The following is a 14,035-nucleotide window of genomic DNA, read 5'->3' on the forward strand; positions in this document are numbered from 1 at the left end:
GACCGCATCAACCCAAAGAAGGCAGCCCATGCAGCGTCGCACATTCTTTTTCCTGTCGGCTTCTGTTGCCGCCCTGAGCCTGAGCGGATGCGGCTTCGCGCTGCGCAAGGCCCCCACCTTTGCCTTCACCACACTCTATTCGGGCCTGGCTGAAACCTCACCGCTGGGCGTGGAACTCAGGCGTTCGCTGCAGGCGACCCGCAAAGTGGAGGTGATCACGGATGGCCGCAGGATCAATGAGGCACAAGTCGTCCTCGATGCACTGGGCGATCAGCGCGAAAAAGTTATCCTGAGCCGCAATGCTTCGGGCCAGGTACGCGAGTTTCAGCTGCGCCTGCGTTTTCGCTTCAAGCTGCGTACCCTGGCCGGCAAGGAACTCATCCCCGACACTGAAATCATGCAGCAGCGCGACATCAGCTTCAATGAGTCCGCGGTATTGGCAAAGGAGGCCGAAGAAGCCCTGCTGTACCGCGATATGCAAAGCGATGTCGTCCAGCAGATCATGCGCCGCCTGGCGGCGGTGACGGAACTCTAAAGCCCCTAACCCATCAGGCCCGCATCAGCGTACTTTTGCCAAATAAACTCTCGATGAGATCCACAGCCACTTCGGCCGTGCCGTTGCGCACATCCAGCGCCGGGTTGAGCTCCATCACGTCGAGTGAGCCGAGCAGGCCTGTGTCGGCAATCATTTCCATGCAGAGCTGCGCCTCCCGGTAGGTGGGGCCGCCTTTGATGGCGGTGTCCACACCTGGTGCGATCGACGGGTCGAGGAAGTCCACGTCAAAGCTCACATGCAGGTGGGTATGGGCGTCCATGCCCGAGAGCGCTTTTTCCATGGTGTGGCGCATGCCCATCTCGTCGATGTAGCGCATGTCGAACACCTCCAGGCCCTCTTGCCGCACAAAGCGCTTTTCGCCCTCGTCCACACTGCGGATGCCGATTTGCCGTATCGCCTTGGCGCTCATGGCAGGCACCGAGCCGCCGATGCTGGTGAGCGCTGCCGGGCCGTGGCCGCACAGCACCGCCACCGGCATGCCGTGCACATTGCCGGTGGGCGTGAGCGCGTTGGTGTTGAAGTCGGTGTGTGCGTCCAGCCAGAGCACGCGCAAGGTCTTGCCGGTATCGCGGCAGTGGCGCGCCACCGCGCTGATCGAGCCAATCCCCAGGCAGTGGTCGCCGCCCAGCAGGATGGGCAGGTGGCCGTCCGCCAGGCTTTGGTACATCGCTTCGTGCACCGCCTTGTTCCAGGCGACCACCTCGTCCAGGTGCCGGTAGCCCTCCTCGGGCGGCAGCCATGGGTTGGTGGGGCCGGCCAGGTTGCCGGTGTCGAACACTTCGAGCCCGCGCCCGTGCAGCGCTTCGCGGATGCCCGCCACGCGCAAGGCTTCGGGGCCCATGGAGGCGCCGCGGCTGCCCGCGCCGATGTCGGTGGGAGCGCCAATCAGGTCAACAGACTTGGTCATCAACGTGCCATTTCAGGGATGGGGGAAATGCGGGGCGCCTTGACGGTCGGCGCTGTGGCAGATGCCAGCAGGCCGAACAGGTTTTTGGGGTCGTCAAGATGAGGCACCAGGTCGATCTGGCGGCGGTTGGCGGCGTCGGCCAGTTGCAGCTTGTGCAGATAGCGCAGGGCGGAATAGTCCTCCAGCGCAAAACCGACCGAATCAAAAATGGTGACTTCTTCCGGCGACGCGCGGCCTTGGGCAGTGCCCTTGAGCACATCGGCAAATTCCGCCACCTTGAAGTCTTCCGGCATTTGCTGGATCTCACCCTCAATGCGCGACTGAGGTTCAAACTCGACCACCACACGCGCATCTTTGCGCAGCAGGATGTCGGCGTGCAGCTCGGTCTTGCCCGGGCAGTCACCGCCCACGGCGTTCAGGTGCATGCCGGGCCGGATCATCTCCGGCGTCAGGATGACGGCGTTGCGTTTGTCGGCAGTGATGGTGGTCACGATGTCGGCTCCTTGCACGGCTTGGTCGGCGGACTGGCAAATCGTCACGCTCAGGCCCTGCAGCCCCATCGCATGCAGGTTACGGGCCAGTTTATCGCTGGCGGCCGCGTCAATGTCAAACAGGCGCATCTCGCGTATACCCAGCATGTGGTGAAAGGCGATCGCCTGGAAGTCGCTTTGCGCGCCGTTGCCGATGATCGCCATCACGCGGCTCCCGGGCCGGGCCATCCACTTGGCGGCCAGTGCCGACATGGCTGCCGTGCGCAATGCGGTGGTGATGGTGAGCTCTGACAGCAGCAAGGGGTAGCCGGTGTCCACATCAGCCAGTACGCCGAAGGCGGTCACAGTCAGCAAACCCAGTTCGGTGTTTTTGGGATGGCCGTTGACGTATTTGAAGGAGTACTGGTGCCCGTCGCTGGTGGGCATGAGCTCAATCACACCGTCGGGGGAGTGGATGGCGTGGCGCGCCGACTTGTCAAAGTCGTTCCAGCGCCGGTAGTCGTGCTCTATTTCGCCGGCCAGGCCTTCAATAAAGGCGGCGGCGCCGCGCTGGCGCACGATTTTCTGAATGCTTTCAATGCCAATGTAGTCAACCATCATGGGGCTCCCGGTCTTGTGTTGTTTTCCATTGTCCGCAGGGGCTGTGCCAAATAAAAGTCAGTAAGTTGATCAAATTAATGGCTTAGTTGAGCAAATCAACAGACTAAATTGGCGATTCGACAATAAAATGACGCCATGGACGACACCGACCGCCAACTCCTTTCCCTGTTGCGGGACGACGCCCGAGCCTCGGTCGCCTCCATCGCCAAGGTTTTGCGCGTCTCGCGCGGCACGGTGCAAAACCGGCTGGCCAAATTGGAGGCCGACGGCACCATCACCGGCTACACCGTCCGCCTCAAACCCCAGGCCGAGGGCCACCGCATCCGCGCCTTCATGACCGTGGCCGTCGAAGGCAACCGCACGGACGCGGTGCTGGCCGCCCTGCGCGGCGATCCGGCCGTGAGCGCCCTGCACACCACCAACGGCCGCTGGGACATGGTGGCCGAGTTGCAGGCCGACACCCTGGAGGCCTTTGACCGAGTGCTGAGCCGTATCCGCCTGCTCGAAGGCATTGCCAACACCGAGACCAGCCTGCTACTGTCGACCACCAAGCTTTAAACTCCCCTCATGAATCTGGCCCCCGCCCAACTCCAGGAACACCTCAAGCGCGGTTTGAAAAGCCTGTATACCCTGCACGGCGACGAGCCGCTGCTGGTGCAGGAGTTTGCCGACGCGCTGCGCGGTGCGGCGCGCGAACAGGGCTACACCGAGCGCACGGTGCACACCGTGGCCGGCGCGCATTTCGACTGGAGCGAGGTGCTGGCCAGCGGCGGTTCGCTCAGCCTTTTCGCCGACAAGCAGGTCGTCGAGATCCGCATCCCCAGCGGCAAGCCTGGAAAAGACGGCTCCGTCGCGTTGCAGCAAATCGCCGAACGCGCACAGGGCGACGACTCCACCCTCACCCTCGTCATGCTGCCGCGGCTGGACAGCATGACGGCCAAGGGCGCGTGGTTCGGCGCGCTCGAAAGCTTCGGCGTCACCGTCAAATTCGACCCGATAGACCGGCGCAGCCTGCCGCAGTGGATTGCCCAGCGCCTGCAACAGCAGGGCCAGCGCGTGGCCGCCGGCGAAGAAGGCCAGCGCACGCTGCAGTTCTTTGCCGATCGGGTGGAAGGCAACCTGCTGGCCGCGCACCAGGAAATCCAGAAGCTGGGACTGCTGTACCCGGCCCAACCCGACAGCGCCCTGAGCTTTGAGCAGGTGGAAAACGCCGTGCTCAATGTGGCGCGCTACGACGTGTTCAAGCTCTCCGAGGCCGTGCTGGGCGGCCAGTCCGTACGTGTGGCGCGCATGCTCGACGGCCTGCAGTCCGAGGGGGAGTCCGAAGTGCTGGTGCACTGGGCGCTCAGCGAAGACATTCGCAGCATGAAGCGCGTGAAAGACGCTATTCAAGCAGGGCGCCCCATGCCGATGGCGCTGCGCGAAAACCGCGTCTGGGGCGTCAAGGAAAAGTTGTTTGAACGCGTGCTGCCGCAGATCGGCGACACCACGTTGTCAAATCTGCTGCACGCTGCACACAAGGTTGACGGCATTGTCAAAGGTCTGAAGCAGCCCGACTGGCCAGCCGATGGCTGGCAGGCGCTGCACCGGCTGGCCGGTATGGTGTGTGAGCAATGCGCCATGCAGGGGCAGGGCCGCCCCAGGCAGGCATAGTCCCCGCGCACCCAGGCGCGCGTTGAGAAGCCTAAAATGGTGCGATGAACGCGCCTGACTCCCACAAAGCCCTTTCTTCTTCCAGCGACCTCGCCGGCGATGTCCCTGGTCTGATGGAAGCGCTCGGATCCAAGGCAAAAGTGGCTTCAGCCCAGGTAGCACGCGCGCAAGCAGCTATAAAAAACAGAGCACTCCTGAATCTGGCCGCCCTGCTGCGTCAGAACCTGGCGGCGCTGGAAGCCGCCAACCAGCGCGATATCGAGCGCGCCACGGCCTCTGGCCTGGCCGGGCCCATGCTGGACCGCCTCAAGCTCACCCCCAAAATCATCGAGACCGTGGCGGTTGGCTGCGAGCAATTGGCTGTGATGCCCGACGTGATTGGCGACATCGTCGGCATGAAGGAGCAGCCCAGCGGGATTCGCGTGGGGCAGATGCGCGTACCGATTGGCGTGTTCGGCATGATTTACGAGAGCCGTCCCAATGTGACGATTGAAGCCGCGTCACTGGCGATCAAGAGCGGCAACGCCTGTATTTTGCGCGGCGGCTCCGAAGCGATTGAATCGAACAAGGCGCTGGCTGCGCTGGTGCAGCAGGCGCTGGTGGCCGCCGGCCTGCCCGCCGATGCCGTGCAGCTGGTGCCCACCACTGACCGCGAAGCCGTGGGCCATTTGATCGCCATGCCGCAGTATGTGGACGTGATCATCCCGCGCGGCGGCAAAGGTTTGATCGAGCGCATCAGCCGCGATGCCAAGGTGCCGGTCATCAAGCATCTGGACGGCAACTGCCATGTGTATGTCGACGACCCTTGCGACATCGAGATGGCGGTGAAAGTGGCCGACAACGCCAAAACCCAAAAATACAGCCCCTGCAATGCCAGCGAAGGTTTGCTGGTCGCGCGCGGCGTGGCGGCGCAGTTTCTGCCCAAAATCGGCGCCATCTACGCCGCCAAGGGCGTTGAAATGCGCTGCGATGCCGAATCGCAGGCCATTCTGGCTGGCATTAAAGGCGCCAACCTCAAAGCTGCCACTGAGCAGGACTGGTACGAGGAGTACCTCGCGCCCATCATCAGCATCAAGGTGGTGGCGGGCATTGATGAAGCAATCGCCCACATCAACCAGTACTCCAGCCACCACACCGACGCTATTCTCACGCGCGACCACATCAATGCCCAGCGCTTTTTGCGCGAGGTGGATTCGGCCAGCGTCATGGTGAATGCGAGCACCCGCTTCGCCGATGGATTCGAGTTTGGGCTGGGTGCCGAAATTGGCATCAGCACCGACAAATTCCATGCGCGCGGGCCGGTCGGGATTGAGGGGCTCACTTCCCTTAAGTACGTGGTACTGGGGCAGGGCGAAGTCAGGATCTGATTCGTTAACCTGACAAATAGGAATCTGTATTCATGATACTTACGCGCCGCCCATTGCCGTTTGTACTGGCAGCGTCTCACCACGGGATGATGATCGTCAATCGCAATGATTACCAGGATACCCCTGAAGGCAGGTACGGTGTCGGCCACCAGGTGCTTGAATATGCCTCCTTTGATCCTGCTGAAGTTGATGACGTGCTTCAGTTGCTGGACATGCGACACGAATTCTTCGGGGATGGTCTCGTAGCGATCGATGGGGGAGCCAATATTGGCGTGCACACCCTCGAATGGGCCCGGCACATGCAGGGATGGGGCAAAGTAGTTGCATTCGAAGCGCAGGAGCGGGTGTTTTATGCACTCGCCGGAAATATCGCCCTGAACAACTGCTTTAACGCCAACGCCCATTACGCGGCTTTAGGATCGCAGGAAGGCAGCATCACTGTGCCTATGCTGGATTACAGCCAGCCTTCCAGTTTTGGGTCACTTGAACTTCGCAAGAAGAGCCAGAACGAGTTCATCGGCCAGGACATAGATTATTCCGAAGCTGCTGGCAAAAAAGTACGGATGATGACTATTGACGGCCTTGATTTGCCACGCCTTGACTTCATCAAGCTTGACATTGAAGGCATGGAGATCGAAGCGTTGACGGGGGCACTGCAGGCCTTGCAAAAGCACAAACCCATGATGGTGATCGAAGTCATCAAGACCAATCGCTCGGACTTGACGCAACTTCTGGAGCGTTATGGCTACACGACCCGCCCTATGGGCGTCAACATCATCGCGCTCCATTTGACAGATCCCGCCTTGGCCCGTCTGGATTCGACCTCCTGACCTGGGTGGATTTTTCTGTTTTGAAGGTTCCAGTCACGCCTTGTAACCCGCCGGCCCGTCCCAATATCCCTAGAATCCGGTCAGATATAACCGAACACGGGCCTGCCGGGTTCAGGTCTTAAAAGCGAAAATCGACCCTTGGCGAGGACAATTTTTGACGATTTTGCAGGCCCATCTCTGCACATGGGTCAAGAAAGCGGCGAAAAAAATACCGCTGCAGCTGATTTGCAGACGACGACTTTTGAGCCCCGGCAGACTATTGACAACAACATCCCGCAGCAGAAAGTGGCCGCATGGTTCCGCACCTCATCACCGCCCTGAACGGCCCTATCAACGAACTCGAACAACGGGTCCTGGACTCCACGCCGGCGATTGAGCGCTGGTTCCGGCTGGAGTGGATGGAGCACACGCCGCCGTTTTACAGCTCGGTCGACATCCGCAACGCCGGCTTCAAGCTCGCCCCGGTTGACACCAACCTCTACCCCGGCGGCTGGAACAACCTGACGCCCGAAATGCTGCCGCTGGCGGTGCAGGCCGCCATGGCCGCGATCGAAAAAATCTGCCCCGAGGCGCGCAACCTGCTGGTCGTGCCCGAGAACCACACGCGCAACAGCTTTTACCTGTCCAACGTGCTGCAGCTCAAGCGCATTTTTCACCAGGCCGGCCTCAATGTGCGTTTCGGCTCGCTGAGCTCCGACATCAAGGAGCCCACCACGCTGAACCTGCCGACCGGAGAGACCATCACGATCGAGCCGCTGATCCGGACCGACCGCCGCTTGGGCCTGAAAGACTTCGACCCCTGCACCATTTTGCTGAACAATGACCTGTCGGCCGGCATCCCCGGCATCCTGGAAGACCTCAACGAGCAGTACCTGTTGCCGCCGCTGCATGCCGGCTGGTCGGTGCGCCGCAAGTCGCGGCACTTCAAGGCCTACGAAGAAGTTTCCAAGCGTTTCGGCAAGCTGCTGGGCATAGACCCCTGGCTTATCAACCCCATGTACGCCCAGTGCGGTGAAGTCAACTTTGCCGAAGAAACCGGCATGGACTGCCTGACCACCAACGTCGATGCGCTGCTCACCAAAATCAAGCGCAAGTACAAGGAATACGGCATCAACGAAAAGCCTTTTGTCGTCGTCAAGGCGGACAATGGCACCTACGGCATGGGCATCATGACGGTGCGCGACGTGAAAGACCTGGACGCGCTGAACCGCAAGACGAAAAACAAGATGAGCACGACAAAAGACGGCCAGCCGCTGTCCGAAGTGATCATCCAGGAAGGCGTGCTGACCAACGAGCGCGTCAACGACGCCGTGGCCGAGCCCGTGGTCTACATGATGGACCGCTACGTGGTGGGCGGCTTTTACCGCGTGCATGCAGAGCGCGGTGTGGACGAAAACCTCAATGCGCCCGGCGCCAGCTTTGTGCCGCTGGCCTTTGCCGACAGCGGCCGCCTGCCGCAGCCCGGCGAGAAGCCCGGCTCCAGCAGCCCCAACCGCTTCTATATGTATGGCGTGATCGCCCGACTGGCGATGCTTGCTGCGAGCTATGAACTCGAAGCCACCGACCCGGACGCCGAGGTTTACGACTAACACCCCTATCGTTCTCACTTCGCTACGCTTCGTGTAGTGCCGTTTCCCCTTGCAGGGGACGCCGCAAGGCATCCGGCAAAGCCGGCCTGCCCGCGGCCGCTTTCGAAAGTCAGGGAGCTTATGTGTCCGCGACGGCTCGAATTAGGAGTCTTTTAGGCGTCTGGCCCAAGCAGGCCGTGCGCAAGCAGCTATTAAAAAAGTAGCGCCCAGAATTCACCTGCCTGCGCTGGCTTCCCCGGCATCGGCGGGGCCGGTTTGTTACAAGTTGTTGCGGTGCAACAAAATCGGGATTAGTTGGATTTAGGGGTGTTCGCCGACTTGCAAGCAGGGCACCCGGGCGCAAAATAGCGTTCCCAAAGGTAACCATTCCCGCCGCTTTGGACCCGCTTGAACGGGCCGAGTGCAAAGACGGGAAGTTTTTGTGTCCAGTAAAAAATCATCACTCGCGGCGCTCACCCTGGGCGCCATTGGTGTCGTCTACGGCGACATCGGAACCAGCGTCCTGTATGCCGTCAAGGAAGTTTTCGGTTCCGGGCATGTTCCCTTTACCCCAGACAACGTCTACGGCATCCTGTCCATCTTCTTCTGGACGCTGACCGTCATTGTCTCGATCAAGTATGTGGCGCTGGTGCTGCGCGCCGACAACAACGGTGAAGGCGGCCTGATCGCCATGTTGGCGCTGGCCTCCACCGCGGTGAAAGACAAGCCCCAGCTGCGCAAGACCTTGCTGATCGTTGGCATCTTCGGCACTTCCCTGTTTTATGGCGATGGCGTCATCACGCCGGCGATTTCGGTGCTGTCGGCCGTCGAAGGCCTGGAAGTCGTCTCGCCTGCCTTCAAGCAGGGCGTGATCCCTATCACCCTGGTCATTTTGTTTGCCCTTTTTGCGGTGCAAAAGCACGGCACGGCGGGCATAGGCAAATTTTTCGGCCCCATCACGCTGATCTGGTTTGCCGTGCTGGCGTTGCTGGGCATTTCGCAGATCGTGACCCATCCCGAAATCCTGGTGGCAGTCAGCCCGCACTACGCGGTGATGTTCATGTGGGCCAACCCCGGTACCACCTTCATCATTCTGGGCGCCGTCGTGCTGTGCGTAACCGGCGCCGAGGCGCTTTACGCCGACCTTGGCCACTTCGGCAAAAAACCGATTCGCCTGGCGTGGTTTTCCGTGGTCATGCCTTCGCTGGTGCTCAATTACTTCGGCCAGGGCGCGCTGCTCATCGGCAACCCTGCCGCAGTGAAGAACCCGTTTTTCCTGATGGCGCCCGAGTGGGCGCTGCTGCCGCTGGTGGGCCTGGCCACCATGGCTACCGTGATCGCCTCGCAGGCGCTGATCACCGGCGCCTTCAGCGTGACCAAGCAGGCCATCCAGATGGGCTACCTGCCGCGCCTCAATATCCAGCACACCAGCGTGCGCGACACCGGCCAGATCTACATGCCCTTCGTCAACTGGGGCCTCTTCATCACCATCGTGCTTGCGGTGGTGATGTTTCGCTCGTCCAGCAACCTGGCGGCCGCGTACGGCATTGCGGTATGCACCGACATGCTGATCACCACCATCCTGACTTTTTACGTGATCCGCTACGGCTGGAAGTACCCACTGAGTTTGTGCATTGCGGCGACCGGTGTCTTCTTTGTCGTCGACTTCGCGTTCTTCGCCTCCAACCTCATGAAACTGTTCGCCGGCGGCTGGTTCCCGCTGGTGATTGGGGGTGCGGTCTTCACGCTGATGATTACCTGGAAGGAAGGCCGCCACCTGCTCAATGAAAAGCTGCGAGCCGATGCGATCGATTTACCGAGCTTCCTGGACGCCGTCTTCGTCAGCCCGCCGGCCCGTGTCGAAGGCACCGCCGTATTCCTGACAGCCGAGCCTGGCAGTGTGCCCAACGCGCTGCTGCACAACCTCAAGCACAACAAGGTGCTGCATGAGCAGAATCTGTTCGTGACGGTGCGCAACCATGAGATCCCCTGGATCGGCATGAACAAGCGCCTGGAGATCGAATCACTGGGTCACGACTGCTGGCAGGTCAACGTGCACTACGGCTTCAAGAACGACCTGGACCTGCCCAAGGCCCTGCAGCAGATCAAGGGCCGGGGCTGCGAGCTGGAGTCGATGACGACCAGCTATTTCCTCTCGCGCGACACGGTGATCCCGACCATCGGCAGCGGCATGGCACCCTGGCGCGAGAAACTGTTTGCTCAGATGCACCACAACGCCAGCGGTGCGGCAGACTTCCTGAACCTGCCAAACAACTCGGTGGTGGAACTGGGCAGCAAGATCGAGATCTGAGGGTTTCTGGCCGCTCCGGCTTTGCCAGAGGACTCGTTTTAAATATCTGGCACGCGTATTCCTGCCTGCGTTGAATTGTTGATGCCAATCCATAGCTGCTCGCGCCTGGCCGTATGGGCAAGCCGCATAAAGCATGCTGGTGAAATTGTTAGAGCTTCATGCGCGGAGCTACGTGCCCTTGCCGCGCATGATGGCAGCGGATACATCCGGGGTTGTTTCGGCATAGCGCCTGAACTCCATGGTGTAGGTAGCCCGGCCCTGCGTGAGTGAGCGCAAGGTGGTCGAGTAGCCGAACATTTCCGACAGCGGCACCTCGGCGCGCACCAGCTTGCCGCCGCCGCCCGCAATGTCTTCCATGCCCTGCACCATGCCGCGCCGCGATGAGAGGTCGCCCATCACATTGCCCATGAAGTCTTCGGGCATTTCAACCTCGACCGCCATCACGGGCTCCAGCAGCACCGGCTTGGCACGGCGCATGGCTTCCTTGAAGGCGAGCGAACCGGCCATGCGAAACGCGTTCTCGTTCGAATCGACATCATGGTAGGAGCCAAACACCAGCGTGGCCTTCACATCGACCACCGGGTAGCCCGCAAGCACGCCGGCCTTGAGTGTTTCCACAATGCCCTTGTTGACCGCCGGAATGTATTCACGTGGAATTACGCCGCCCTTGATGGCATCGACGAACTCAAAGCCCTTGCCAGAAGGCTGCGGCTCCAGGTTGAGTACCGCGTGTCCGTACTGCCCGCGACCGCCCGACTGCTTGATGAACTTGCCTTCAACATCGTTCACCGCCTGCCGGATCGTTTCACGGTAGGCCACCTGCGGTTTGCCCACATTGGCCTCTACGCTGAACTCGCGCTTCATGCGGTCGACCAATATCTCCAGGTGCAGCTCGCCCATGCCCGAGATGATGGTCTGGCCCGACTCTTCGTCGGTGTGTACACGAAACGAAGGGTCCTCCTGCGCCAAGCGGTGCAGCGCAATACCCATTTTTTCCTGGTCCGCCTGGGTCTTGGGTTCAACGGCCTGTGAAATCACAGGCTCGGGGAAGACCATCTTTTCCAGGATGATGACGTGGGCCGGGTCGCACAGCGTGTCGCCGGTGGTTGCTTCTTTCAGGCCCACGGCGGCGGCGATGTCGCCGGCGTACACCTCCTTGACCTCGTTGCGCTCATTGGCATGCATCTGCAAAATGCGGCCCAGGCGCTCGCGCTTGCCCTTGACGGGGTTGTAGACCGTGTCTCCGGCTTTGACCACACCGGAGTACACACGAAAGAAAATCAGCTGCCCGACATAGGGGTCGGTCATGATTTTGAAAGCCAGCGCCGAGAAGGGTTCATCGTCTTTCGGGTGGCGTTCCGCTTCCCCGTCGTCTTCGGTGTGACCCAGGATGGCGGGCACGTCCACCGGCGAAGGCAGGTAGTCGATCACCGCGTCCAGCATCGCCTGCACGCCCTTGTTCTTGAAGGCGCTACCGCAGAGCATGGGCACGATCTCGTTGGCCACTGTGCGCTGGCGCAGCCCCTGTTTGATCTCGTCTTCGCTCAACGGCTCGCCCGCGAGGTACTTGTTGAGCAACTCGTCATTGGCTTCAGCGGCCGCCTCAATCATCTTGGTGCGCCACTCGTTGGCGGTCTCCACCAGGTCTGCCGGAATGTCGCCATACTCGAAATGCAGGCCCTGGCTGGTGTCGTCCCAGATGATGGCCTTCATCTTGACGAGGTCTACCACGCCTTGAAAATGGTCTTCCGCGCCCACCGGAATCTGCACCGGCACAGCCACGCCTTTGAGACGCTCGCTGATCTGGCGTTGCACGCGAAAAAAATCGGCACCGACCCGGTCCATCTTGTTGACGAATGCCAGGCGCGGCACCTTGTATTTGTTGGCCTGGCGCCAGACGGTTTCTGACTGCGGCTGCACGCCGCCCACGGCGTCATATACCATCACCGCGCCGTCGAGCACACGCATGGAGCGCTCCACCTCGATGGTGAAGTCCACGTGGCCGGGCGTGTCGATGATGTTGATGCGGTGCTCGGGGTAGTTGCCGGCCATGCCTTTCCAGAAGGCGGTGGTCGCTGCCGAGGTGATGGTGATGCCGCGCTCCTGCTCCTGCTCCATCCAGTCCATGGTGGCCGTACCTTCATGGACTTCGCCGATCTTGTAGTTCACACCTGTGTAGAACAGGATGCGTTCGGTCGTGGTGGTCTTGCCGGCATCGATGTGCGCGCTGATGCCAATGTTGCGATAACGCTCGATAGGGGTGTGGCGGGGCATGGCGAACTCCTTTTTTGCCGGTCCGCGCTTGTTGGATTTGTTTGCACGGCCAGTTCACCAGTTTGCGCCAAAGCGCCGGTCTTTGCTCGGTTTTCCCCGAGCACCCACGTCGGGTGTGGGCCCTGGCGTCAGGCCGCTTGCAGCATTTCGGCCATGAAGGCAGGCAGAGGCCTGCCGTCCGACAACAGGTATTTCGCCATGGGGATCACCGCGCTCTGCACCGAAGGCCGCGCACTCATCCTGTCGCGCCATGCCAGCAGCAACGGCGTAGCCGGTGTAAGGGGCGCGCCCAGGCGTTCGCCAAACAGCATCGCCATGTACAGCGCGATATCGGCAAACGAGAAGCTCTCCATCACGAACTCCCGCCCTTGCAGGAGATTTTCAAGCCGCGTGTAGAAGGCCCGCGCACCATCAATTGCGGCTACCGCTTGCGGATCGTCCAGGCTGTGCTGCAGGCCCATGAGCCGGATGATGTGAGGAAAGTAAACCTCGTCCGACATGTGCTCCATCTGGCGGGCGCGGGCGCGGGCGGCGATGCCGGCCGGCCACAGCGCGGGCTGGGGCTGCAGGTCTTCAAGGTATTCCAGGATCTGCGTCGAGTCAAACAGCTCCAGGTCGCCGTTGATCAGTACGGGCACCTGTTTTTTCGGGTTGATTCGCACGACCTCCGGATGCTTGGGTGAGTAGCCCTCGGTCTGCGAGAAGGGCACCATGACGATATTGAGCGGTATGCCTTTTTCAAACGCGGCGATCTGCACCTTGGCGCCGAACATGCTGAGGCGGGCTGAATAGAGACGAATTGCGGGCGTTTTGTCTGTAAAGGTGTGCGGCATGGGTGGGTGAGTTTCGTGGTGATGGGCGTTTGTTCAATGACTATGACGTGGAGGGCGGCGGCTCACGGTCAAACAAGCCGGGCGCGCCGCCGATTTCCGCGCCTTCAATCAGCAGCATGCGCAACTTGGTCGAGACGCCACCCGGCGCTGAGAAGCCGCCCGACTGCGCGCCTGCGGCCAGCACGCGGTGGCAAGGCACGATGATGGGAAACGGGTTATGCCCCAACGCCTGACCCACGGCACGCGCCGAGCCGGGTTCGCCAAGCTCGGTGGCGATATCGCCGTATGTGCATGTTTTGCCCGGAAGGACTTCCTGTGCAATCGCATAAACCCGGCGGTGAAACGGGGGAATGCGGCGCAGATCCAGTATGCAGAACCGCAAATCGCGGGCGTCACCTGCCAGCAGGGCTGTCATGGCGTCTATGGCCAGCTGCATGTCCTGTGGTGGCGTGGCGGGCGCGAGCGGCGCAAACTCTCCCCGCAGACGGGACAACATGCGGCGCTCCGATGTTTCGGGCAAGCGCACGGCTGCAATGCCGTGTGCGTTCCATACCAGCGCGCACTGCCCAACAGCAGTGTCAAAAAGCGCGAATGTGTGGAGTTCATTGTCAGCGGCCATGGTGCCCGACATGCTACACGCGACCG

Annotated in this window: 12 protein-coding genes; 7 read left to right on the forward strand and 5 right to left on the reverse strand. The window is 61.1% G+C overall.

From position 1 onward, the window contains the following. Positions 1-28: 28 nt before the first annotated feature. On the forward strand, positions 29-535 hold the full coding sequence (locus AC1DY9_RS09970) for an LPS-assembly lipoprotein LptE (protein WP_457281488.1): 507 nt from the start codon (positions 29-31) through the stop codon (positions 533-535). Between the two features lie 13 nt (positions 536-548). Here AC1DY9_RS09970 and rocF read toward each other — a convergent pair whose 3' ends face one another. After that, a complete protein-coding gene (gene rocF, locus AC1DY9_RS09975) occupies positions 549-1,463 on the reverse strand; it encodes an arginase (protein ID WP_457281487.1) in 915 nt (304 codons plus the stop codon). Beyond that, the gene (locus AC1DY9_RS09980) at positions 1,463-2,551 is read right to left on the reverse strand and encodes an ornithine cyclodeaminase (RefSeq protein WP_457281658.1); all 1,089 of its coding nucleotides are present in this window, start codon (positions 2,549-2,551) and stop codon (positions 1,463-1,465) included. Before AC1DY9_RS09980 ends, rocF begins: the two co-directional genes overlap by 1 nt. A gap of 138 nt (positions 2,552-2,689) precedes the next feature. Between AC1DY9_RS09980 and AC1DY9_RS09985 the strand changes: the two genes are divergently transcribed. The 6 genes from AC1DY9_RS09985 to AC1DY9_RS10010 all read left to right on the forward strand — a co-directional run bounded on the left by AC1DY9_RS09985 (position 2,690) and on the right by AC1DY9_RS10010 (position 10,283). Continuing rightward, entirely contained in the window at positions 2,690-3,112 is a 423-nt protein-coding gene (locus AC1DY9_RS09985; protein ID WP_457281486.1) for an Lrp/AsnC family transcriptional regulator, read from the forward strand. Between the two features lie 9 nt (positions 3,113-3,121). Then, positions 3,122-4,207: a DNA polymerase III subunit delta gene (gene holA, locus AC1DY9_RS09990; RefSeq protein ID WP_457281485.1), complete on the forward strand. Its 1,086-nt coding sequence runs from the start codon at positions 3,122-3,124 to the stop codon at positions 4,205-4,207. 44 nt (positions 4,208-4,251) lie between these two features. Further along, complete coding sequence (locus AC1DY9_RS09995; RefSeq protein WP_477666440.1) at positions 4,252-5,574, forward strand: glutamate-5-semialdehyde dehydrogenase; 1,323 nt, start codon at positions 4,252-4,254, stop codon at positions 5,572-5,574. Between the two features lie 86 nt (positions 5,575-5,660). Beyond that, the gene (locus tag AC1DY9_RS10000) at positions 5,661-6,404 is read left to right on the forward strand and encodes an FkbM family methyltransferase (protein ID WP_457281483.1); all 744 of its coding nucleotides are present in this window, start codon (positions 5,661-5,663) and stop codon (positions 6,402-6,404) included. A gap of 293 nt (positions 6,405-6,697) precedes the next feature. After that, positions 6,698-7,993 (forward strand): glutamate--cysteine ligase, encoded by a 1,296-nt coding sequence (gene gshA, locus AC1DY9_RS10005; RefSeq protein WP_457281482.1) that lies wholly within the window; start codon positions 6,698-6,700, stop codon positions 7,991-7,993. A 421-nt stretch (positions 7,994-8,414) separates the two neighbouring features. After that, a complete protein-coding gene (locus AC1DY9_RS10010; protein WP_457281481.1) occupies positions 8,415-10,283 on the forward strand; it encodes a potassium transporter Kup in 1,869 nt (622 codons plus the stop codon). Positions 10,284-10,451: 168 nt separating this feature from the next. Here AC1DY9_RS10010 and fusA read toward each other — a convergent pair whose 3' ends face one another. The 3 genes from fusA to AC1DY9_RS10025 form a co-directional block, all read right to left on the reverse strand. Further along, positions 10,452-12,557 (reverse strand): elongation factor G, encoded by a 2,106-nt coding sequence (fusA, locus tag AC1DY9_RS10015; RefSeq protein ID WP_457281480.1) that lies wholly within the window; start codon positions 12,555-12,557, stop codon positions 10,452-10,454. Between the two features lie 128 nt (positions 12,558-12,685). Then, the gene (locus AC1DY9_RS10020; protein ID WP_457281479.1) at positions 12,686-13,390 is read right to left on the reverse strand and encodes a glutathione S-transferase family protein; all 705 of its coding nucleotides are present in this window, start codon (positions 13,388-13,390) and stop codon (positions 12,686-12,688) included. A 40-nt stretch (positions 13,391-13,430) separates the two neighbouring features. Further along, positions 13,431-14,009 carry a methylated-DNA--[protein]-cysteine S-methyltransferase gene (locus AC1DY9_RS10025; protein WP_457281478.1) on the reverse strand — a complete coding sequence of 193 codons (579 nt, stop codon included), beginning with the start codon at positions 14,007-14,009 and terminating at the stop codon, positions 13,431-13,433. Positions 14,010-14,035: the final 26 nt, after the last annotated feature.

It is taken from the genome of Polaromonas sp. P1_F6 (assembly GCF_056405695.1).